Below are 21,950 nucleotides of genomic sequence, written 5' to 3'. Positions count from 1 at the left end.
CTTGGCGGCGCTGACGCGCCAGTCGTAGGTGATGACCGTTTCCGGCCCGTCCGGCTCAAAGGTCCAGCGGCCGGTGCCGTTCAGATCGCCTGCCGCGGTGAGGGCGAAGCCGCGGGCCGTGACGGGCTCCGTAACCGTGAGGGTCCAGCGGAGCGTATAGGGCAGCCAGCCCTTCGTGTACAGGCGCGTGGGGCGCTGAATGCCGGGCTCCGGTCCGCCGGCCACGGGCTCGACGCTGAGATAGACGGAAGGCCACCAGCGGGGCATGGCCGTGGCGTCGCCCAGGACGGCCGCGACCTCCTCCGGCGTGCCCGCCACGCGCCAGACGGTCCGGAACTCATAATCTGTGCTGCCCATCGGGGCCTCCTTTCAGCCCTGCGTGGATGCCCTCACTATCAATTCGGGCGGAAAGACCACCTGGGTGGGTGCAAAGCCGTCCTCCGATGCCGCCTCCCGGAGCAACAGTTCCAGTGCGGTGGAGCCGATGAGGGCGCTGGGCTGCCGGATGGAGGACAGCGGCACGACGGCGGCGGCGGCGAACTCTATGTCGTCGTAGCCGATCAGGGCTATCTCCTGCGGCACCTTGACGCCGCCCATGAGCATCAGGCCCTGCAGGGCACCCACCGCAAGCAGGTCGTTGGCTGCAAAGATCGCGTCCGGGCGTTCGGCTTCGGGCCGGGACCGGATGGACTCGCCGGCCGCCCTGCCCGAAAGCACGGTCAGGGATTCCGTGGCGATGACCTCGAGCGTTGCACCCGCAACGGCGTCGATGGCCTTCCGCGCCCCTGCCAAACGGTCCGCCACCTGCCGGATACTTGCCGGGCCGCCGATAAACGCGATCCGCCGCCTGCCCAGCGACAACAGGTGGGCCGCAGCCATCTCCCCGCCGGCCAGGTCGTCCACGGCCACCGAGGAGAAACTCGTGTTCTCTGTCTGCCGGTCCACGAGCACTGTAGGGATGCCCCGGCGCCGGAGCTGCTCCAACCGGGGAATCACATTTCCTACCGGGGACAGCAGCACGCCCCGCACGCGCTGCTGCTCAAAAAGGTCCAGATACGCGGATTCCCGGCCCTCGTCCTCGTTGCTGTTGCCGACGAGGACGGTGAAGTTCTCCGCGGCGGCGCGGTCCTCCGCGCCCCGGGCCAGATCCGAGAAGAAGGGGTTGGCAGCGTCCAGGACCACCAGGCCGATGCTGTGGCTCATGCCCGCGCGCAACTGGCGCGCGGCGTCGTTCCGGACGAAGCCGAGCTTGTCGATGGCGGACTGGACCCTCAGGGTAACTTCCGCGGAAACCTTCTGCGGCCGGTTCAGCACATTGGAGACCGTCCCCACCGAGACGCCGGCCAGTGCCGCGACGTCCTTGACGCTCGCTGAAACCATTTCCTGTGCTCCTGAAGGTGGACGCCGCAGCCCCTGGGGCCAGGCGGCGCATACGCAAAATAGTCACTTCAGGATACCCGTCCAGGGTCCACTTTGAACCCTTTCATTGAAACGAATCAAAAGCCGCGTCACGAATGCCTGGCGTCAGTTGACGTGTTGATTTGAAGACCTTATGATTCAAATCACAACTCGTTATGAAACGATTCATTGCAGTGTTCACTAAGCCCCAAAGGTGCGGTCAATTTTATGCAGCAGACACACAGTTCCCGGTCCGGCCCCGCTGAGGGGGAGCAAGTTCCGGTTCTCACGCTCTCCCACGCAGCCAAGACCTTCGGCCCGGTGGTCGCCCTGGCCGACGGCACCATCCACATCGAGGCTGGCGAAATCCACGCACTCGTCGGCGAGAACGGCGCCGGCAAGTCCACGCTGGTGAAAATCCTCGCAGGCCTGCACCACCCCGATTCCGGCGACTTCCAGGTGGCAGGCCAGAGCGTCCAGTTCCGCAATGTTGCCGAGAGCAAGGACGCCGGAATCTCGGTCATCTACCAGGAACCCACGCTCTTCCCGGACCTGAGCGTCGCGGAGAACATTTTCATCGGCCGCCAGCCCAAGGGCCGCTTCGGGCTCATCAGCAAAGCGACCATGGTCAGGGAGGCGCGCAAGCTGTTCGAGCGCCTTGGCGTTCCGATCGACCCGACCCGCATCGCCGAAGGCCTGTCCATCGCGGACCAGCAAATCATTGAAATCGCCAAGGCCATTTCGCTGGACGCCAAAGTCCTGGTAATGGACGAGCCCACGGCAGCCCTCAGTGGCGTCGAGGTGGAACGGCTGTTCGCCGTGGCCCGGAGCCTCCGGGACCGCGGGACCGGCATCCTCTTCATTTCGCACCGTTTCGACGAGGTCTTTGACCTGTGCGACCGCATCACCGTGATGCGGGACGGGCGATATATCTCCACCCACCGCACGGCAGACGTCACCGTTGAGCAGATCGTTCGCGAGATGGTGGGCCGCGACATTGGCGCCCTGTTCCCCAAGACCGCTGCCGAGATCGGCGACGTGGTCCTGAAAGTGGACGGCCTCAGCCGCGCCGGGGTGTTCCGCGATATCAGCTTCGAGGTCCGCGCCGGGGAAATCGTTGCCTTGGCCGGCCTCGTCGGCGCCGGCCGCACCGAGGTGGCCCGTGCCGTATTCGGCATCGACCCCTACGACGCCGGCGATATCACCTTCGACGGACGCAAGCTCAGGCCGCGGAATCCCCAGGTGGCCATCACCGCCGGCATGGGCTTCGTGCCGGAGGACCGCCGCAAACAGGGCCTCGTGATGGACCTGTCCGTGGCCAGGAACGTCACGCTCACGCTGCGCAACAAGTACACGACGGCGGGCCTGATCAACGGGGGCGCCGAGCGGCGCGCGGCCCAGGAATGGAGCAAACGGCTCCAGGTCAAGACCGGCTCGCAGGAGTACGCCGTCTCCACGCTCTCCGGCGGCAACCAGCAAAAGGTGGTGCTCGCCAAGTGGCTGGCCACGGACCCGCGGCTGCTGATCATCGACGAGCCCACCCGCGGCATCGACGTCGGCACCAAGAGCGAGGTCCACCGGCTCATTTCGGACCTCGCCGGGCGCGGGATCGCGATCCTGATGATCTCCTCCGAACTGCCCGAGGTCCTGGGCATGGCGGACCGCGTCCTGGTCATGCGCGAAGGCCGGATCACCGCCGAACTCGACCGTGCCGATGCGAACCCCGAATCGGTCATGCACGCCGCCACGTCTTCCGCAGGAGGAACCCTGTGAGCTCAGCTCTGGACCACAAGAACGCAACGACGCCGGCACCCGACGCCGGCGCCCGGGGCGCCCTCGCCTCGCTGCTGCGGATGCGCGAACTCCCCGTGCTGATCGCACTGGCACTGCTGGTACTCATCACCTACCTGATCAACCCGCTGTTCCTCACCGCGCAGGGCGTGAAGGACCTGCTGCTCAACGCCACGATCATCATGATTCTGGCGGTGGGGCAGACCCTGCTGATCATCACCAGAAACATCGACCTTTCCGTCGGCTCCATGCTGGGGCTGGTCGCCTTCGGCACCGGCTCACTCTTCTCGGCCATGCCCGACGTGCCGATCATCGCAGTCTTTGTGATCGGCATGGCCTTCGGGGCGCTGCTGGGCGCCGTCAACGGCGCCCTGGTCACCCTGGCCAAAGTGCCCGCCCTGGTCATCACCCTCGGGACGCTCTACGTGTACCGCGGCCTGAACAACGCCTGGGCCGGCGGCAAGCAGTACTTCGCCGGCGACCGTCCGGAGGAGTTCGGCGCCCTCTCGGTGAACACCTTTCTGGGGTTCCCCGTCATCACGCTGCTGGCCATCGTCGTCGTGATCGCCGTCGCCATCTACATGTCCGGCACCCGCCCGGGCCGTGACCTGTACGCCATCGGCTCGGACCCGGACGCGGCCACCGCCTTCGGCATCAAGGTCTCCAAGCGCGTGTTCCTCGCGTTCCTGGCCAACGGCGCGCTCGCCGGCCTGGCCGGGGTGCTCTACGCCAGCCGCTTCAACTCCGTCGGCGCCACCACCGGCACCGGGATGGAACTGACCGTGGTGGCGGCCGCCGTCGTCGGTGGTGTGGCCATCTTCGGCGGCAGCGGATCGGTGACCGGGGCCGCGCTCGGCGCCGTCCTCCTGACCACCATCACCAGCTCCCTGACCGCCCTGCGGGTGGACAAATTCTGGCAGCAGGCGATCGTCGGCGTGCTGATCCTCACCGCCATCATCATCGACCGCGTGGCCAGCCTGCGCACAGCCAAGAAACTGCGGATTAGCGAGGCTCGCAATGTCTGAAACCACGTCCACCACCAGCACGGCGCCGGCTCCCGTGGCTGACAACACCAAGCCGCTGGCCAGTGAACCGAAGGGCCGGACCGGCGCCGCGCGGATCCTGATGGGCCGTGACGCGGTCACCATCTACGCCCTGGTTGCTTTCCTGATCTACGCCGCCATCGCCATCCCGCGCTTCGCCTCGCCGGTCACCACCGGCTTCCTGCTCCTGGACGTCATCCCGGTCCTGCTGATTGCCATGCCGATGACACTGATCATCATCACGGGCGAAATCGACTTGTCCGTGGCCAGCACCGCCGGCCTGACCAGCGCCCTGATGGGCGTCCTCTGGGCCGGCGGGACGGACATCTGGCTGGCCCTGGCAATCAGCCTGCTGGCAGGAATTGCCGCCGGCATGTTCAACGGCTTCCTGATCGCGGTCCTCGGACTGCCCTCCCTGGCGGTCACCATCGGCACCCTGGCGTTGTTCCGCGGCCTGGCCCTGGTCATCATCGGCGACAACGCCGTGGCCAACTTCCCCAAGGCGCTGACCGCCTTCTTCACCTCCAAAATCGGCGGCACCGGCATCCCCACGGTGATGATCGGCGTCGTCGTGGTGATGGTCTTCTTCGGCGTGCTGCTGCACTTCACACCGTTCGGACGCGGCCTCTATGCGATGGGCTACAGCAAGGAAGCCGCCAGCTTCGTCGGGATCAACGTCGCCCGCAGCAAGTTCTGGCTCTACGTCGGGTCCGGCGCCGTTTCGGCTCTCGCCGGCATCTACTGGACGCTGCGCTACACAAGCGCCCGCAGCGACAACGCCTCCGGCCTGGAACTGGCCGTCATCGCCGCCGTCCTGCTCGGCGGCGTGTCGATCTTCGGCGGCAAGGGCTCCATCCCCGGCGTCATCGCCGGCGTCCTGCTGATCGGCACGCTCAACTACGCCCTCCGCCTGGCCCGGGTGTCCGACGTCGTCCTCATCACGGTGACCGGACTGCTGCTGATCCTCTCAGTGGTGGCGCCGAGCATCGGCTCCGCCATCAGGCAATGGCGGCACACCCGCCGCGTCCGCCGAAGTTTCACCCGCAAGGCCACCTGAAATCTGCACACCACAACAAACCGCGCCCGCCTGGGACCGGCTGTACCGACCGCACGAAGGAAAAGGGAAGAACAATGATGTTGAACCGCAAGAACAAGGGCCGGACCGGCCGACTGGGAAGCATGGTGGCCATCACCGCCGTGGCCGCACTGGCGCTGACAGCCTGCAACAGCGGCTCTGCATCCTCGACCGATACCAGCAGCCCCTCGGCAGGCGGCGGGGACCAGAAGATCACCTTCATCCCCAAGCAGCTGAACAACCCGTACACGGACGTTGTTCTGGGCGGCGGCAAGAAGGGCGCCACCGAGGCAGGATTCGCTTCCTCGCAGGTCGTCGGACCGCTGGAAGCCTCCGCCTCCAGCCAGGTTTCGTTCATCAACGCCGAGACTCAGGCCGGCACGAACGTCATCGCGATTGCCGCCAATGACCCCGACGCCGTCTGCACGGCCCTCGGCGAAGCCCGTTCCGCCGGCGCCAAGATCGTCGCGTTCGACTCGGATACCAATCCCGACTGCCGCGACATCTTCATCAGCCAGGTCGTCGCCAAGGACGTTGCCTTGATCCAGACCAAGCTGATTTCCGAGCAGATCGGCGGCAGCGGCGAGATCGCCATCCTGTCCGCCACCGCCAACGCCACCAACCAGAACGAGTGGATTAAGTACATGGAGGAGGAGCTCGCCTCCAACCCCGCGTACAAGGACATCAAGCTTGTGGCCAAGGTCTACGGCGATGACAACGACACCAAGTCCTTCCAAGAAGCCCAGGGCCTCATGCAGGCCCACCCGAACCTGAAGGGCATCATCTCGCCCACCACCGTGGGCATCGCCGCTACCGCCCGGTACCTCTCAACGTCCGCCTACAAGGGCAAGGTTGCCCTCACCGGGCTCGGACTGCCGAATGAAATGCGGCCCTTCGTGAAGGACGGCACCGTCAAGGAGTTCGCCCTCTGGGATCCGGCACAGCTCGGCTACGTTGCGGCGTTCGCCGGCAAGGCCCTCAAGGACGGCAAGATCACCGGCGCCGAAGGGGACACCTTCACCGCCGGCGAACTGGGCGAACGCAAGGTCGAAAAGGGCGGCCTGGTGATCGTCGGCCCGCCGACGGTCTTCAACGCCGAGAACATCGACAAGTACAACTTCTAATCCTTACCTGACCCATCCCGAGCGGCCGGGCGGGCCGCCGACAGCCCGCCCGGCACCTCACCACTTCACTCCGTTCCGCTTCACCGGTGCCACAGCACCGGGCCCACGGCGCCTGCTCCACAGCCGTGCCCGGAAACCACGTTCCGGAGCCCCAGTTCCCCTTTTTCATGCCGGAAGGCCCCCACATGAACCAGAAACAACCGGCAGACCGGCTGCTGCAACCGCATCGGCGCCGCCCCACCCGCATCGGGCTGGTCTCCGGCGGCCTCGGCGCCTACTGGCCCCAGTTTCCGGAGCTGCTGCCGCAGCTGCGGGAGTCCGTCCGCTACGTCACCGGCCGCTTCCAGGAACTCGACGCCGACGTCATCGACACCGGCTTCATCTCCGACGCGCAGGAAGCCGCCGCGGCAGGCGAAAAACTCCGCGTCGCCGACTGCGACCTCATCGTCATCTTCCTCACCACGTACCTGACGTCCTCCATGGTCCTGCCCATCGCCCAGCGCGCGAAAACCCCCGTCCTGGTGATCGACCTGCAGCCAACCGAAGCGATGGACCACGCCAACTTTGACACCGGCAAGTGGCTGGCCTACTGCGGCCAGTGCCCGGTGCCGGAGGTCGCCAACGTCTTCCGCCGGGCCGGAATCGACTTCCGCTCAGTCTCGGGGCACCTCAAGCAGGAGTCCGCTTGGGAGCGGATCACCGCGTGGGTCCACGCCGCCGGCGTCCGCGCCCGGCTCCGCAATGCCCGGCACGGACTCATGGGCCACCTCTATCCGGGCATGCTCGATGTCGCCACCGACCTCACCACCGTGTCCACCACCTTCGGCTCCCACGTGGAGGTGCTCGAATTCGATGACCTCCGCGAACGGGTCAACGCCGTCACGGAGGCGGAGGTGACCGAACGGCTCGGGCTCGCCCGCGAACTCTTCGTTGTGGATGACTCCGTGAACGACGACGACTTCGCATGGGGCGCGAAGGTGTCCGTCGGCCTGGACCGCCTTGTGGAGGACTTTGACCTGGACTCCGTGGCCTACTATCACCGCGGACTGGCCGGCGAACAGCACGAACGGCTCGGCGCCGGGATGATTCTGGGCTCCTCCATCCTGACGGCCCGGGGCATCCCGATGGCCGGCGAGTTCGAGCTGCGGACCTCCATCGCCATGCTGGCGGCCCAGGCGATCGGCGCCGGGGGATCATTTACCGAGATCCAGGCCCTGAACTTCCTCGACAACGTGGTCGAAATGGGACACGACGGCCCGGCCCACCTGGCCGTGTCCGCCCAGGACCCGCTCCTGCGCGGACTCGGCATCTACCACGGCAAACGCGGCTGGGGCGTCTCGGTCGAATTCGACGTTCGCCGCGGCCCCGTCACCACCTTCGGCCTCGGCCAGGACCCGGACGGAAGCTACGTGTTCGTCACCTCCGAGGGCGAGGTGGTTCCCGGCCCGCTCCTGCAGATCGGCAACACGACCTCCCGGGTGGACTTCGGCGGGGACCCCGGGCTCTGGGTGGACGTCTGGAGCCAGACCGGAATCGGCCACCACTGGGCCCTGTGCGTCGGCCACCGCGCCGCCGACATCAAGGCCGCCGCATCCCTGCTGGGTATCGAACACCGCCACGTGGTGCTCTCATGAGCACGGAACGCGTCTGCTTCCAGCTTCAGGTCAAGCCCGCGCTGATCGGGGAATACACCCGCCGGCACGCGGCCGTCTGGCCGGAGATGCTCCGGGCCCTGAAGGCCTCGGGCTGGAACAACTACTCACTCTTCCTCCGACCCGACGGGCTACTGATCGGCTACTTCGAAACGGACAGCCTGACCGAAGCCCAGGCCCGGATGGCAGCCACTGACGTCAACGCCCACTGGCAGGCCGAGATGGCCGGCTTCTTCGACGACCTCGCCGGAGCGCCCGACCAAGGCTTCCTCCAGCTCACCGAAATCTTCAATCTCGAGGACCAGTTGTCCGCGGCCAATGCCGCCGGGGACAACCACCAACCGCAGAAGGAACAACCATGAACACCACAGAAACGGCCCTGGGCCGCCTCGGGGAACTCGCCATCGAGGTCCCGTCCTGGGCCTACGGCAACTCCGGCACCCGCTTCAAGGTGTTCGGCACGCCCGGCACCCCGCGCACGGTCCACGAGAAGCTGGCCGATGCCGCGAAGGTCCACGAACTCACCGGACTCGCGCCCACCGTGGCGCTGCACATCCCCTGGGACAAGGTGGATGATTACGCGGCCCTGAAGGAGTTCGCGGCGGAGCTCGGCGTGGGACTCGGCACCATTAACTCCAACACCTTCCAGGACGACGAGTACAAGTTTGGTTCCCTGACCTCCTCGAACCCTGCGGTCCGCCGCCGAGCGATCGACCACCACCTCGAGTGCCTGGAGATCATGAACGCCACGGGCTCGCGGGATCTGAAGATCTGGCTCGCGGACGGCACCAACTACCCGGGCCAGGACGACATGCGCGGCCGGCAGGACCGCCTGGCCGAGTCGCTGCAGGAAATCTACGCGGCCCTGGGCGGCGAGCAGCGCCTGGTACTGGAGTACAAGTTCTTCGAGCCGGCTTTCTATCACACCGATGTTCCGGACTGGGGTACCTCCTACGCCCAGACCCTGGCCCTGGGCGAGAAAGCCTTTGTCTGCCTCGACACCGGCCACCACGCCCCCGGCACCAACATCGAGTTCATCGTCATGCAGCTGCTGCGCCTGGGCAAGCTCGGCTCCTTCGACTTCAACTCCCGCTTCTACGCGGACGATGACCTGATCGTCGGTGCGGCGGATCCCTTCCAGCTCTTCCGGATCATGCACGAGGTCATCCGCGGCGGCGGGTTCGGCAAGTCCGCAGGAGAGAATTCAGCCGTCGCCCTGATGCTGGACCAGTGCCACAACCTGGAGGAAAAGATCCCGGGCCAGATCCGGTCTGTGCTCAATGTCCAGGAAATGACCGCCCGCGCCCTGCTGATCGACACCGACGCGCTGGCCGAGGCCCAGCGCAGCGGCGACGTCCTGGCCGCCAACGGCATCTTCAACGATGCCTTTTACACCGATGTCCGCCCCGCGCTGGCGCAGTGGCGTGAATCCCGCGGCCTGCCCGCGGACCCGATGGCCGCCTTCAAGGCCAGCGGTTACCAGAAGAAGATCAACGAGGACCGCGTCGGCGGCCACCAGGCCGGATGGGGCGCTTAAATAATGACCAATAAGACTGTTGAAGAACTGATCTCCCGTTCCAACCGCCTCGGCGCGGACAAGCGGAACACCAACTTCGCCGGCGGCAACACCTCCGCCAAGGGCACCGAAAAGGACCCCGTGACCGGCGACGACGTCGAGCTCCTGTGGGTCAAGGGCTCCGGCGGGGATCTGGGCACGCTGAAGGCCGAGGGTCTTGCCGTGCTGCGGCTGGACCGGCTGCAGGCGCTCAAGAACGTGTACCCCGGCGTCGAGCGTGAAGACGAAATGGTCGCCGCGTTCGATTACTGCCTGCACGGCAAGGGCGGCGCCGCGCCGTCGATCGATACCGCCATGCATGGCCTGGTCGATGCCGCCCACGTGGACCACCTGCACCCGGACTCCGGGATCGCCATTGCCACGGCCGCCGACGGCGAGGCCCTGACCAAGGAGATCTTCGGCGAGAAGGTGGCGTGGGTGCCGTGGCGGCGCCCCGGCTTCCAGCTCGGCCTGGACATCGCCGCGATCAAGGACGCGAACCCGCACGCGGTCGGCACCATCCTGGGCGGCCACGGCATCACCGCCTGGGGCGCCACCAGCGACGAAGCCGAAGCCAACTCGCTGTGGATCATCGAACAGGCCGAGCAGTACATCAAGGACCACGGCAAGAACGAACCGTTCGGTCCCAAGCTGGACGGCTACGCCGCCCTCCCGGAAACCGAGCGCCGCGCGAAGGCCGCCGCCCTGGCACCCGTGATCCGCGGACTCGCCTCCACCGACAAGCCGCAGCTCGGGCACTTCAGCGACGACCCCGCCGTCCTGGCGTTCCTGGAAAGCGCCGAACACCCGCGGCTCGGGGCCCTGGGCACGTCCTGCCCGGACCACTTCCTGCGCACCAAGGTCAAGCCGCTGGTCCTGGACCTGCCCGCCGACGCCCCGGTCGAGGACTCCGTGGCCCGGCTGAAGGAACTCCACGCCGCCTACCGCGAGGACTACCAGGGGTACTACGACCGGCACGCAACCCCGGACAGCCCCGCCCTGCGCGGCGCGGACCCGGCGATTGTGCTGGTGCCCGGCGTGGGCATGTTCTCCTTCGGCGCCAACAAGCAGACCGCCCGGGTGGCCGGGGAGTTCTACCTCAACGCCATCAACGTCATGCGCGGCGCCGAAGCCGTCTCCACCTATGCCCCGATCGAGGAAGCCGAGAAGTTCCGGATCGAATACTGGGCCCTGGAAGAGGCCAAACTGGCCCGGATGCCCAAGCCGAAATCCCATGCAGGCCGGATCGCCCTGGTGACCGGGGCGGCGTCGGGCATCGGCAAGGCGATCGCCACCCGCTTCGCCGCCGACGGCGCGTGCGTGGTCATCGCGGACCTGAACCTGGACAACGCCCGGGCCGTGGCCGCCGAACTCGGCGGCGCCGACGTCGCGATCGGGGTCCAGGCCGACGTCACCGACGAAGCCCAGATCGCCGCCGCCATCCAGGAAGCCGTCCTGGCCTTCGGCGGACTGGACCTGGTGGTCAACAACGCCGGGCTCTCCATCTCCAAGCCGCTGCTGGAAACCACAGAAAAGGACTGGGACCTCCAGCACAACGTCATGGCCAAGGGCTCGTTCCTGGTGGCCAAGGCGGCCGCGCAGGTGATGATCGGCCAGGAGATGGGCGGGGACATCATCTACATCTCCTCCAAGAACTCCGTGTTCGCCGGCCCGAACAACATCGCCTACTCCGCCACCAAGGCAGACCAGGCCCACCAGGTCAGGCTCCTCGCCGCGGAACTGGGCGAGTACGGGATCCGGGTCAACGGCATCAACCCCGACGGCGTGGTCCGCGGCTCCGGGATCTTCGCCGGCGGCTGGGGCGCCAAGCGCGCCGCCGTCTACGGCGTTCAGGAAGAGGAACTGGGCAAGTACTACGCCCAGCGCACCCTGCTCAAGCGCGAAGTGCTGCCCGAAAACGTGGCCAACGCCGCCGCCGTGCTCACCGGCAGCGAGCTCTCCCACACCACGGGGCTCCACATCCCCGTGGACGCCGGCGTGGCCGCGGCCTTCCTGCGATGAGCCTTCCTAGGATGAACCTTCCTGCGCTGAACACTGCGCCACCAGCGGATACCGCACCCAGCGGCGGCCCGTTCGCCGGGAATGTCGTTGCCGGCAGTGCTTTTGCCGCAATCGACATCGGTGCGTCCTCGGGCCGGGTCATCCTGGGCCGGGTCGCGGGCAGTCCCGGTGGGGCGAGGGCCGAGCTGGAGACCGTGCACCGGTTCCCCAACGGGGTCAAGGAGCTCGACGGCGGCCTCCGCTGGGACTTCGACGCGCTGTTCGCCGAGGTCCTCGCCGGGCTCGCGGCCGCCGCCACGGCGGCAGCGGCCCGCGGCGAGAGCATCGCCAGCATCGGGATCGACACCTGGGCCGTGGACTACGGGCTGGTCAACGACGCCGGTGACCTGGTCGCGGCGCCGTTCAGCTACCGCGACGACCGGTCCCGTGCCGCCATCTCCCGGGTCCACGAAAAACTCGATCCGGCCCGGCTCTACGCCACCACCGGGCTGCAGTTCCTGCCGTTCAACACGATCTACCAGCTCGCCACGGAGCCGGCGCTGGAGGGGCTGCAGGCGCTGCTCATTCCGGACCTCATCGGGTTCCTGCTCACCGGCCAGCGCCGCACAGAGGCCACCAACGCCTCCACCACCGGGCTCTTCGACGCCGTCGCGGGGGAGTGGGCCACGGAGTTCCTCACCGCCCTGGACCTCCCCACGAACCTGTTCCCGCCGCTGATCCAGCCCGGCGAGACCGTCGGCACCCTCACCAAGGACATCGCGGCACGCCTGGGACTTCCCGAAACCACCGCGGTGGTAGCTGTCGGCTCGCACGACACCGCCTCGGCCGTCGCCGCCGTCCCGGCGGACGCCGGAGGTGCTGGCGCCGGAGGTGCTTACGAGAATTTCGCCTACGTCTCCTCCGGCACGTGGTCCCTGGTCGGCGTCGAACTGTCCCACCCGGTCCTGACCGAGGCCAGCCGGACCGCGAACTTCACCAACGAACGCGGTGTGGATGGCACCATCCGCTACCTGCGCAACGTCGGCGGCCTCTGGCTGCTCAGCGAATGCCAGCGCACCTGGGCCGCCGAAGGCTACCGGCCGGGCCTCGAGGAACTGCTCGACGCGGCCGCGACTCTTCCGCCCGGCGGCCCGGTCATCAACGCCGACGACCCCTATTTCATCGCCCCGGACAACATGCCCGAACGGATCCGGGCCGCGGTCCGGAACACCGGCGCTGTCTTGCCGGAGCATCCCGCGCACATCGTGCGGTGCATCCTGGACAGCCTCGCCGCCGGCTACGCCCGGACCATCGCCGACGCCGAACGGCTCGCGGACGTCCGGGCCGGCGTCGTGCACATTGTGGGCGGCGGATCCCAGAACCGGCTCCTGTGCCAGCTCACCGCCGACGCCACCGGCAAACGCGTGATCGCCGGACCCGTGGAAGCCACGGCCCTGGGCAACGTCCTGGTCCAGGCCCGCGCCGCCGGCGTGCTCAGCGGCGGGCTGGGGGAGCTGCGCGCCGTGGTCCGTGCCTCCCAGCACCCGGCGGAGTACATGCCCTCAGTCCGGGCCGCACACCAGAGCGTCGTCCCCAGCGGAGGTGCCCAGTGAGGATCGCGCTTTTCGCCACATGCATCGTTGACGCCATGTATCCGGCCACGGCCCGCGCCACGGTGTCCATCCTGGAACGCCTCGGCCACGAGGTTATCTTTCCGGCCGGCCAGGCCTGCTGCGGGCAGATGCACGTCAACAGCGGCTACCTCAAGGAAGCGCTGCCCGTCGTCGCCAACCATGTGAAGGCCTTCGAAGACGATGAGTACGACGTCGCCGTCGCACCGTCCGGCTCCTGCGTCGCCTCCGTGAAGCACCAGCACCCCATGGTCGCCCGCCGCTGCGGGGACGCCGGGCTGGAAGCCCGGGCCGCCGCCGTCGGAGCCAAAACCTACGAGCTCTCCCAGCTCCTGGTGGATGTCCTGGGCGTCACCGACGCAGCGGCGCAGCTGGGCTCGTACTTCCCGCACCGGATCGCCTACCACCCCAGCTGCCACGGCATGCGTCTGCTCCGGCTCGGCGACCGCCAACTGGACCTGCTGCGCTCGGTCGGCGGCATCGAAGTGGCCGAACTGCCCGAGGCGGACCAGTGCTGCGGCTTCGGCGGCACCTTCTCGATGAAGAACGCGGACGTGTCCTCGGCGATGCTGGCGGACAAGACCGCCAACATCTGCGGCACGGGAGCCGACCTTTGCGCCGGAGGCGACGCATCCTGCCTGATGCACATAGGCGGCGGACTGTCCCGGCAGGGCAGCGGCGTCACCACGATGCACTTCGCCGAGATCCTGGCCAGCACCCTCGAGAATCCCGCCGCCGTCTCCGGCGACGTCCGCCTCACCACCGGAAGGACCGCACGATGAGCGGCACATTCCTGGGGATGCCGTCCCTGCCGGTCTTCGGCATCGGCAACCTGCACGAACACGAGCCCTTCCCGAAAGCCGCCCGCCGCGAGCTCAGCAACCCCCAGCTGCGGGCCAATCTTGGCCATGCCACCCGGACCATCCGGGACAAGCGGCTGGCCGTCGTGTCCGAACTCCCCGACTGGGAGGAGCTGCGCGAGGCGGGCCGGGCGATCAAGGAATCCGTCATGGCCCGCCTGCCGGAGCTGCTCGAAGAGTTCGAGGCGAACTTCACCGCCCGCGGCGGGACCATCCACTGGGCCCGGGACGCCGGCGAAGCCAACAGCATTGTCGCCGCCCTCATCCGGGACCAGGACGCCACCGAGGTGGTCAAGGTCAAGTCCATGGCCACGCAGGAAATCGGCCTCAACGAATACCTCGAAGAACAGGGCATCGCGGCTTACGAGACCGACCTCGCCGAGCTCATCGTCCAACTGGACCACGACAAGCCCAGCCACATCCTGGTCCCGGCCATCCACAAGAACCGCAGCCAGGTCCGGGACATCTTCCTGCGCGAAATGGAGGGGGTGGATCCGGAGCTCACCAACGAGCCGGCCCGCCTCGCCGCGGCCGCCCGGGCACACCTGCGCCGCAAGTTCCTCAGCGCCAAGGTGGCCGTGTCCGGCGCGAACTTCGCCCTCGCAGACTCCGGGACCCTCGCCGTCGTCGAATCCGAAGGCAACGGGCGCATGTGCCTGACGCTGCCGGAAACGCTCATCACCGTCATGGGCGTCGAAAAACTGCTGCCGGGCTGGGAGGACCTCGAAGTGTTCATGCAGCTGCTCCCGCGGTCCTCCACCGGCGAGCGGATGAACCCCTACACCTCGCTGTGGACCGGCGTCACGCCCGACGACGGGCCGCAGAACGTCCATCTGGTCCTGCTGGACAACGGGCGCAGCGCCGCCCTGGCCGACGAAATGGGCCGCTCCGCGCTGCACTGCATCCGTTGCAGCGCCTGCATGAACGTCTGCCCCGTCTACGAACGCACCGGCGGGCACGCCTACGGATCCACCTACCCGGGACCGATCGGCGCGATCCTGTCGCCGCTGCTGACCGGGATCACGGCCGAGGAGAACAACTCCCTGCCCTACGCCTCCTCCCTGTGCGGCGCCTGCTACGACGCCTGCCCGGTGAAGATCAACATCCCGGACATCCTGGTGCACCTGCGGGGCGAGGACGTGGACAGCAAACGCGGCAAGAACCGCAGGAAGAGGGCGATGCCGAGCCAGATGGACGTCGGCATGAAGGCGGCCTCCTGGGCGCTGTCCTCAGGAAAGAACCTGGGCCTCGTGGAGAAGGCGTTGCCCCTGGGCCGGCTTGCCGCTGGGCCGGACCGGAAAATCACCAAACTGCCGGGCATCGCCGCCGGCTGGACCCAGAGCCGGGACATCCCCGCACCGCCGGGGCAGTCCTTCCGGCAATGGTGGAACAAGGAACACCGGGCCGCCGGACCCGATGCAGCCCCGCCTGCCGGCACCGACGCCCCCGGCCCGGAGTCCGCCGGCCCAGGATCAGCCGGAACAGAGGAGAACCCGTGACCGCGCGTGCAGAAATACTGGACCGGATCCGGTCGGCCCTTCGGGACGCCCCGGCGGTACCGGAGGTGCCCCGCGACTACCGGCGCTCCTCCGGGCTGGGCGAGGAAGAGCTCATCGAACTGCTGACGGACCGGCTCCTCGACTACAAGGCGAACGTCTTCATCGAGGAAGCCGCCGAGGTGCCACAGCGGCTCGCCGCGCTGCTGGAGGGCACCGGCCGCTACGCCGCGCCGCACGGTCTGGACCAGGCGCTGTTCGCGGAGGCGGACGCTCGCGACGGCGGCTCCGGCCGCCGCGTCACCGACGCCCCCGGGCAGCGGCTCAGCGTCGAGGAGCTCGACGGGATCGACGCCGTCGTCACCGGTAGCGCCGTCGCCGTCGCCGAAACCGGCTCCATCATCCTCGACGCCGCACCGGACCAGGGGCGCCGGGTCATCAGCCTCGTCCCGGACCGGCACATCTGCATTGTCCGGGCTGGGGACATTACCGCCATCCTGCCGGAGGCCCTCCGCCGGCTCGACGGCACCCGCCCGCAGACCTGGATCAGCGGCCCCAGCGCCACCAGCGACATCGAACTCGAACGCGTCGAAGGCGTCCACGGCCCCCGGACCCTGGACGTCGTGATCGTCCGCGGGTAGAAGCCGGAGACCGGGGCCCGCTTCCCTACCAGCGCGAGGGAAGCGGGCCCTCCTGGGTGGCGGCGACGGCCCCGGAAAGTCGTTTGCCCCGATCACTCAGAGGAAAACTCATGTTCTTCTCAGCAGGGAGATGAACCATGGAAGCATGTACCTAGTCGACCCCAGAGCCTATGCGCATCGCCTAATGCATCCTGGCGCCTGGTTCCGCGCGACAATCCGCCGGCACGTCCCCGCCAGGGACCACGCCCGCGACCAGCAGCCCACGCACTCCAGGTTCGACTATCTGGAAGCTGGCCTCACGGGAACACTGAGCACGGCCCAGTCACGGCGCAGGGCCAAGGAACTCGAGCAGGCATTCCGGAACGGCGAGGTGTCCTACGACGACGCGTGCCTGGAGATGGAGCAACGCGAGGGGGAGCCCTGAGCTCCCGCCCCGCACCCCGGAACCGCGCCCAGATTGCGGCCGAGGAGGCCTCGTACGGGCGATTCGAGGCGCATACGCCGATCATCGTCTTAGACGGGTAAGGAGGGCCCGAATTGGGCTGGGCGTAGGGTGGAAGCTGGACGAAAGGAAGAATTCATGAAGAAAATCCTCATGGTACTGACCAGCGTTTCCGAGATCGGCGATACCGGAGAGAAGACCGGCTACAACGTGGCCGAGGCTGCACATCCCTGGAAGGTCTTCAAGGATTCCGGGCATTTCGTCGACTTCGCGTCCATCCAGGGCGGCCAGGCTCCGCGCGACGAGGTGGACTCAGAAGATCCCATCCAGGTCGCTTTCACGGAGGACGAGACCACGCGCGCCGGCCTCTACAACACTGCCCGCGTCGACGTCGTTGATCCCGACCAGTACGACGCCGTCTTCCTCGTGGGCGGCCACGGCACGATGTGGGACTTCCCGGACAGCGAAGGCTTGCAGAATCTGGTGGCCAGCGTCTACAACGCCGGCGGCTTGGTGGGCGCGGTCTGCCACGGACCGGCCGGCCTGCTGAACGTGGAATTGAAGAACGGGCTTCGCCTCGTCGAGGGCCGGAAGGTGGCCGCCTTCACCAACGACGAGGAGGTTGCCGCAGGGAAGGACAAGGTCATCCCCTTCTTCTTGGCCGACCGACTTGAGGAACAAGGCGCCACCCACGTCTCCGCTGACGTCTTCGAGGAGAAGGTCGTGGTTGACGACCGGCTGGTGACCGGCCAGAACCCGGCCTCGGCCGCCGGCGTGGCCAAGGAGATGGAGAAGCTCTTCGCAGCGGTCATCCACCAGGAAAAAGCCGAGGAACAGCACGACGCGGAGGCTCTGCGCGCCGAGAAGGACGCCGAGAAAGACGCCAAGAAGGCTGCCGCAGAAGCGGAGCACTAACACCAAGATCGCACTGAAACTGGTGGCCACCCCGGCAAAGGGGTGGCCGCCAGTTGTCGTATGTGCGCCGGCAGCTACACTGTCTAACGCATCCCCGGCCTGCTTCGGGCCGGAAGTGTCAAGTTGCGTTCTAAGAGTTTCTCGAGCCATTGTCAGAAAAGAAGAATCAAGCCCTACTCTGACAGTCATTGGGCTACCTTTCTGACGTCAGGATGGGGTGTTCTCTAACTGGACGTGAACTCGGCACACGAAACAAGGCTTCCGGACTTGAAGCTTCCGGCTGCTCACGGGGCCGTTCGCCACAACTTTGATCTGACCGGTCCTACACGGTTGTTCAGAAAGCTCGAAGAGTTCGAAATCGGATATGCACCCGTACCAATAATCGCCGCGGTGGCCACGGACTTGGCGGCCATGGCCGATAGGGGAGCGATTCACATCGGCCTGGCGTCGCGCAGGTACTGGCATGTGGTCGCCGTGCTGACCATTGTTACGCGCCAGGAGGGCTTTCGGAGCACCCTGCCGGTGCGCGTTACCCGGTCGGCCCCCGTGTTCCGGCTTGAGGTCTTTTGCGCCCTTTTGCAGGCCTTGCGTTGCTTGGCCGGGGAGATTCCTTCCGCGGGAGTTCGCTAATGAAGCTTGAGACTGGCCCTGGGAGTCCTCTCCCATGAGGGCCGGGGGCAACACTGGCGAATTGCTGACCTAAGTGCAGGATCTCCGCAAGTCTCCTCGTCTGCAGGAAGAATTATGGGACGACCTTGACTTGTTGCTATCACAGGAAATAAGTTGTTGTGTGATCAACGGTGACCTGGATCATATGTGTGACTCATTGCCCCAGTGGCTAGGCTGAAAGTGAAGCACCTCGCGGTCTTGGCACCATCCCTTGAATGGAGACAACATGGAACGCGATCTTGTAGATAATTCCCTGGAGAAGGTGAGTCCGGAGCGTCTGCGTAAAGTGGTGCGGGCCTCTTTTGCGGGGACGGTGGTGGAGTGGTTCGACTTTGCCATCTACGGCTACATGGCAACCCACATTGCCGCGACCTTCTTTTCATCCACGGATCCGGTAACGGGTCTGCTGGAGACATTCGCTGTGTTCGCTGTCGCGTTCGCGCTGCGGCCCTTGGGCGGGATCTTTTTCGGCCGCCTGGGCGACCGTCTTGGACGTAAAAAGATCCTGGTGCTGACTGTCCTGCTGATGTCCGGGTCTACGGCCGCAATCGGGCTCATTCCAAGCCACGAGACGATCGGCATCTGGGCCGCCGTCCTGCTGGTGCTTGCCCGGTGTTTACAGGGCTTTTCCGCCGGCGGGGAATACGCGGGCGCTACCATCTACGTCGTCGAGCACAGCCCCGACAGGCACAGGGCACGTTACTCGTCCGCCATGTCCGCGGCGACGTTCTCCTCGTTCGCCCTCGCCGCTGGACTCGGAGCGCTGCTCAGCTTCATCCTGCCCCCCGAGGCCATGGGCGATTGGGGCTGGCGCATCCTCTTTCTGCTGTCAGTGCCGATGGGCCTGATCGCCTTCTACATTCGCGCCAAACTCCACGAGTCCCCCGAGTTCCAGGCGATGATCGATGATTCCGCCGCCCGGCCCGCCCCGTCTTTGGGAGTCGTCTTCCGCACCCAGTGGCCCGCGATGCTGCGCCTGGGCGGGTTCGTGATGCTCACGGCGCTCTCCTTTTACATTTACTCCACGTACATGTCGACCTTCCTGATCAAGGTGGTCGGCCTGCCCGCGCACCTTGCCCTGTTCTCGAGCTTGATTTCGCTGACCATGGCGACGGCGCTGGCTCCCGTGATGGGCCGTGTCTCGGATCGCATAGGGCGCCGCCGCACCATGCAGACCGCCGCCGGCCTCCTGGCCATTCTCACCATTCCGGCGTACATGATCGCCGAGCAGGGAACGTTCGCAACCGCGGTTGTCAGCCAACTGCTCATTGGACTCGGTGCCGTGACCGCTAATGTGGTGACCTCGGTCCTGATGTCGGAAATGTTCTCGACCGATGTGCGCTTCGCGGCATCAGGCGCGTGTTACAACATCACCTACGCGGTATTCGGCGGTACCGCACCCTTCCTGGCAACGTGGCTTGTCGCGGGAACCGGATACTCGCTCTCCCCGGCGATCTACGTCTCAGCCATCGCCGTGGCATCATTCCTCGTCGCGACCTTCCTCATATCTGAGACCGCAGGACGGCCTCTGCGCCGGTACCACGACGACGCCGTGCCAGCAGAGCCTGCGCGCGCCGTGGCCTCAAAAGCGGTGCGCGGGGCCTGAGGTTCCAAGGCAAGTAAAATGGTCGGCCGCTGTCCGGACCTGTGCAGGTCCGGACAGCCGCTGGCCATGCCGCGGCTGATCGCGATGGCACAGATCCGCCGGGGGATGAAAGGAAGGTTCTTCGTTCTGCATCTCGCTGCCGAATGGGGACATCCAACCCGAACTCCCGCATGGGGTCTTCTTTCAGGACACGCGCATCCTGTCCCGCTGGAGCCTGACCGTCAACGGCCAGCTGTTGGAGCCGTTGGCGGCGGAAACGAAGGAACCCTATCGGGCGTTGTTTGTCGGCCGTGTTGCCCGTTCTAACGGGTATGTGGACAGCCCGCTGCTTGTGGAGCGCCTGCGCGAGGTGGGTGTCGGCATCACGGAGGAGATTACGGTACGGAACTACTCGCTGGATCCTGTCGAATGCGTGGTCTCCCTCAGCGTCGAAGCGGATTTTGCCGATACGTTCGAGGTCAAGGAGGCGCGCATCCAGCGGCACTGGGACGAAACCCGGCAGCCGGACGCGGGCTCATTAAAGATCAACGCTGCGTGGAAGGGTGTTCGCAAGGGCATCATTTTCAACGCCGGCGGCGCCGCCGACGTCGGTGCGGACGCCCTGACATATCGCACAGTTGTCCCGCCGCACGGCCACTGGAGCACCGTGCTGAGCGTGATGCCTGCCGTGGACGGAAGCGGCCCGGCTGCACCGTTTGTTCATCCGGCACCGGGAGATATGTCTCCGCGGGACCGGCGCCGGATGGAGTGGGTGGCGAGGATTCCGGTGCTGCAGATGGGCAACGGTTCCATCGAACTGACCCTGCAGCGCAGCTACGACGATCTGGGCGCGGGGCCGGGACTACGGGGACCGCGACGGCGATGGCTTCGTCGAATATGGCCGCCTGAATGATCGGGGGCTGATCAACCAGGGGTGGAAGGATTCCTGGGACGGGATCAACTTCGCGGACGGCACCCTGGCGGAATCGCCGATCGCCCTGTGCGAGGTCCAAGCCTACGTCTACGCAGCGTACATGGCGCGTGCCTGGATGGCCTACGACGCCGGCGACGAGCTCACCGACCGGGCGGCGCAGCTGAAAAAACGGTTCAACGAATAGTTCTGGCTGCCCGATCGCGGGTACTACGCGATCGCGTTGGATAAGGATAAGCGCCCGGTGGATGCCTGCGCCTCTAATATGGGCCACTGCCTCTGGTTCGGTCTCGTGGATGAGGACAAGGCGCCCCTGGTAGCCGAGAAGTCGATGTCCCCGCAGATGTTCTCCGGCTGGCGCGTTCGCACCCGGGCTTCCGACATGGGGGCTTACACCCTGCGAGCTACCATAACGGCTCGGTGTGGCCGCACGACAACGCCATTATTGCGGCCGGCCTGGTGCGCTACGGTTTCGTGGAAGAAGCGCAGCGGATCGCCACGGCCCTGCTGGAGGCCGCTCAGTACTCGGACGGCCGGCTGCCCGAGCTGTTCTGCGGCTTTGACCGGGAACGGTTCAGCCAGCCCGTGCCGTACCCGACGGCGTGTTCGCCGCAGGCCTGGGCCGCGACCGCGCCGATCCTGCTGGTGACAAGCCTGATGCGCTACGACGCGCATGTATCCCGGGGTGGTCTGTGGCTGGACCCGGTACTGCCGGAGGCCTACGGCGACCTGCACATCACCAACGCCCCCATGGCCGGCGGCCGGATTACCATCGACATTTCCGGTTCCACCACCTCCGTCCAAGGGCAGCCCGAGGGCATGGTGCTCCACCGCGGGCACCGGCCGTGGATGACCGAACTGGTGGAACAGGCCACGCTGCGCAAGGAAGCATAGCGGAACGAGCAGGCCCGACAGCCCTCTTCGGCAACCTCGGCATGCCACCTCCTGCTCACCCAAGCGGGGAAGAGGTGCAGCAGCAAACCCGCTGAACCGGTAGATGACGGGGTGCATTCATGGATCAGGCGGTGTCAGCGCCACTGCTTGAGGGTGGTGAGGACCTCGCCGTTAGGTGGTCTACCCGATAAGGGAACCTGCCTTAGTAAAGTCATCGGCACGGCGGGAGCTCTCTGGTGTTCAGGGA

The 21,950-nt window shown here is 66.6% G+C and carries 17 protein-coding genes and 1 pseudogene; 16 read left to right on the top strand and 2 right to left on the bottom strand.

Annotation, left to right across the window (positions count from 1 at the left end; translation table 11 throughout):
• Together Y706_RS25620 and Y706_RS0114600 are read right to left on the bottom strand one after the other, a co-directional pair.
• Positions 1–357 (bottom strand): SRPBCC family protein (locus Y706_RS25620; RefSeq protein ID WP_043436217.1); only part of this gene is annotated, 357 nt, incomplete at its 3' end.
• Positions 358–369: 12 nt separating this feature from the next.
• On the bottom strand, positions 370–1,380 hold the full coding sequence (locus Y706_RS0114600) for a LacI family DNA-binding transcriptional regulator (protein ID WP_028277166.1): 1,011 nt from the start codon (positions 1,378–1,380) through the stop codon (positions 370–372).
• 246 nt (positions 1,381–1,626) lie between these two features.
• Here Y706_RS0114600 and Y706_RS0114595 point away from each other — a divergent pair, with 246 nt between their 5' ends.
• The 16 genes and pseudogenes from Y706_RS0114595 to Y706_RS28270 form a co-directional block, all read left to right on the top strand.
• A complete protein-coding gene (locus Y706_RS0114595) occupies positions 1,627–3,171 on the top strand; it encodes a sugar ABC transporter ATP-binding protein (protein ID WP_028277165.1) in 1,545 nt (514 codons plus the stop codon).
• Positions 3,168–4,214, top strand: a complete 1,047-nt coding sequence (locus Y706_RS0114590; RefSeq protein WP_028277164.1) for an ABC transporter permease — start codon at positions 3,168–3,170, stop codon at positions 4,212–4,214. The genes Y706_RS0114595 and Y706_RS0114590 overlap by 4 nt, the downstream gene beginning before the upstream one ends.
• A complete protein-coding gene (locus Y706_RS0114585) occupies positions 4,207–5,289 on the top strand; it encodes an ABC transporter permease (protein ID WP_028277163.1) in 1,083 nt (360 codons plus the stop codon). Before Y706_RS0114590 ends, Y706_RS0114585 begins: the two co-directional genes overlap by 8 nt.
• Positions 5,290–5,363: 74 nt before the next feature.
• Entirely contained in the window at positions 5,364–6,431 is a 1,068-nt protein-coding gene (gene rhaS / locus Y706_RS0114580; RefSeq protein WP_084476154.1) for a rhamnose ABC transporter substrate-binding protein, read from the top strand.
• A 185-nt stretch (positions 6,432–6,616) separates the two neighbouring features.
• On the top strand, positions 6,617–8,065 hold the full coding sequence (locus Y706_RS0114575; RefSeq protein ID WP_028277161.1) for an L-fucose/L-arabinose isomerase family protein: 1,449 nt from the start codon (positions 6,617–6,619) through the stop codon (positions 8,063–8,065).
• Positions 8,062–8,445: an L-rhamnose mutarotase gene (locus tag Y706_RS0114570; RefSeq protein WP_028277160.1), complete on the top strand. Its 384-nt coding sequence runs from the start codon at positions 8,062–8,064 to the stop codon at positions 8,443–8,445. The genes Y706_RS0114575 and Y706_RS0114570 overlap by 4 nt, the downstream gene beginning before the upstream one ends.
• Complete coding sequence (gene rhaI / locus Y706_RS0114565) at positions 8,442–9,620, top strand: L-rhamnose isomerase (protein WP_028277159.1); 1,179 nt, start codon at positions 8,442–8,444, stop codon at positions 9,618–9,620. The genes Y706_RS0114570 and rhaI overlap by 4 nt, the downstream gene beginning before the upstream one ends.
• A gap of 3 nt (positions 9,621–9,623) precedes the next feature.
• Positions 9,624–11,660, top strand: coding sequence for a bifunctional rhamnulose-1-phosphate aldolase/short-chain dehydrogenase (locus tag Y706_RS0114560; protein ID WP_028277158.1), 2,037 nt, complete (start codon positions 9,624–9,626; stop codon positions 11,658–11,660).
• 11 nt (positions 11,661–11,671) lie between these two features.
• Entirely contained in the window at positions 11,672–13,252 is a 1,581-nt protein-coding gene (locus Y706_RS0114555; protein WP_253906800.1) for a rhamnulokinase, read from the top strand.
• A complete protein-coding gene (locus Y706_RS0114550; protein ID WP_028277156.1) occupies positions 13,249–14,052 on the top strand; it encodes a (Fe-S)-binding protein in 804 nt (267 codons plus the stop codon). Before Y706_RS0114555 ends, Y706_RS0114550 begins: the two co-directional genes overlap by 4 nt.
• The gene (locus Y706_RS25615) at positions 14,049–15,629 is read left to right on the top strand and encodes a LutB/LldF family L-lactate oxidation iron-sulfur protein (RefSeq protein WP_043436216.1); all 1,581 of its coding nucleotides are present in this window, start codon (positions 14,049–14,051) and stop codon (positions 15,627–15,629) included. Before Y706_RS0114550 ends, Y706_RS25615 begins: the two co-directional genes overlap by 4 nt.
• Entirely contained in the window at positions 15,626–16,267 is a 642-nt protein-coding gene (locus Y706_RS0114540) for a LutC/YkgG family protein (RefSeq protein ID WP_028277155.1), read from the top strand. Before Y706_RS25615 ends, Y706_RS0114540 begins: the two co-directional genes overlap by 4 nt.
• A 184-nt stretch (positions 16,268–16,451) precedes the next feature.
• Positions 16,452–16,691 (top strand): hypothetical protein, encoded by a 240-nt coding sequence (locus Y706_RS0114535; protein ID WP_156945156.1) that lies wholly within the window; start codon positions 16,452–16,454, stop codon positions 16,689–16,691.
• A gap of 156 nt (positions 16,692–16,847) precedes the next feature.
• Positions 16,848–17,624 carry a type 1 glutamine amidotransferase domain-containing protein gene (locus Y706_RS0114530; protein ID WP_028277153.1) on the top strand — a complete coding sequence of 259 codons (777 nt, stop codon included), beginning with the start codon at positions 16,848–16,850 and terminating at the stop codon, positions 17,622–17,624.
• Positions 17,625–18,519: 895 nt separating this feature from the next.
• Positions 18,520–19,899, top strand: a complete 1,380-nt coding sequence (locus Y706_RS0114520) for an MFS transporter (RefSeq protein WP_052355081.1) — start codon at positions 18,520–18,522, stop codon at positions 19,897–19,899.
• A 112-nt stretch (positions 19,900–20,011) separates the two neighbouring features.
• A pseudogene (locus Y706_RS28270) lies at positions 20,012–21,703 on the top strand (glycogen debranching N-terminal domain-containing protein); the annotation flags it as partial.
• Positions 21,704–21,950 lie beyond the last annotated feature (247 nt).

Source organism: Arthrobacter sp. I3, from assembly GCF_000520575.1.
GTDB lineage: Bacteria > Actinomycetota > Actinomycetes > Actinomycetales > Micrococcaceae > Arthrobacter > Arthrobacter humicola_A.
The sequence above is the reverse complement of the archived record's forward strand: the minus strand, read 5'-3'. Positions and strand labels throughout refer to the sequence as shown.

What these genes read in the sequence shown, in the direction of transcription:
- Y706_RS0114600 (WP_028277166.1), bottom strand. Translation starts at nt 1,380, where the DNA reads ATGGTTTCAGCGAGCGTCAAGGACGTCGCGGCACTGGCCGGCGTCTCG.
- Y706_RS0114595 (WP_028277165.1), top strand. Translation starts at nt 1,627, where the DNA reads ATGCAGCAGACACACAGTTCCCGGTCCGGCCCCGCTGAGGGGGAGCAA.
- Y706_RS0114585 (WP_028277163.1), top strand. Translation starts at nt 4,207, where the DNA reads ATGTCTGAAACCACGTCCACCACCAGCACGGCGCCGGCTCCCGTGGCT.
- rhaS (WP_084476154.1), top strand. Translation starts at nt 5,364, where the DNA reads ATGATGTTGAACCGCAAGAACAAGGGCCGGACCGGCCGACTGGGAAGC.
- Y706_RS0114575 (WP_028277161.1), top strand. Translation starts at nt 6,617, where the DNA reads ATGAACCAGAAACAACCGGCAGACCGGCTGCTGCAACCGCATCGGCGC.
- Y706_RS0114570 (WP_028277160.1), top strand. Translation starts at nt 8,062, where the DNA reads ATGAGCACGGAACGCGTCTGCTTCCAGCTTCAGGTCAAGCCCGCGCTG.
- rhaI (WP_028277159.1), top strand. Translation starts at nt 8,442, where the DNA reads ATGAACACCACAGAAACGGCCCTGGGCCGCCTCGGGGAACTCGCCATC.
- Y706_RS0114560 (WP_028277158.1), top strand. Translation starts at nt 9,624, where the DNA reads ATGACCAATAAGACTGTTGAAGAACTGATCTCCCGTTCCAACCGCCTC.
- Y706_RS0114555 (WP_253906800.1), top strand. Translation starts at nt 11,672, where the DNA reads ATGAACCTTCCTGCGCTGAACACTGCGCCACCAGCGGATACCGCACCC.
- Y706_RS25615 (WP_043436216.1), top strand. Translation starts at nt 14,049, where the DNA reads ATGAGCGGCACATTCCTGGGGATGCCGTCCCTGCCGGTCTTCGGCATC.
- Y706_RS0114535 (WP_156945156.1), top strand. Translation starts at nt 16,452, where the DNA reads ATGCATCCTGGCGCCTGGTTCCGCGCGACAATCCGCCGGCACGTCCCC.
- Y706_RS0114530 (WP_028277153.1), top strand. Translation starts at nt 16,848, where the DNA reads ATGAAGAAAATCCTCATGGTACTGACCAGCGTTTCCGAGATCGGCGAT.
- Y706_RS0114520 (WP_052355081.1), top strand. Translation starts at nt 18,520, where the DNA reads ATGGAACGCGATCTTGTAGATAATTCCCTGGAGAAGGTGAGTCCGGAG.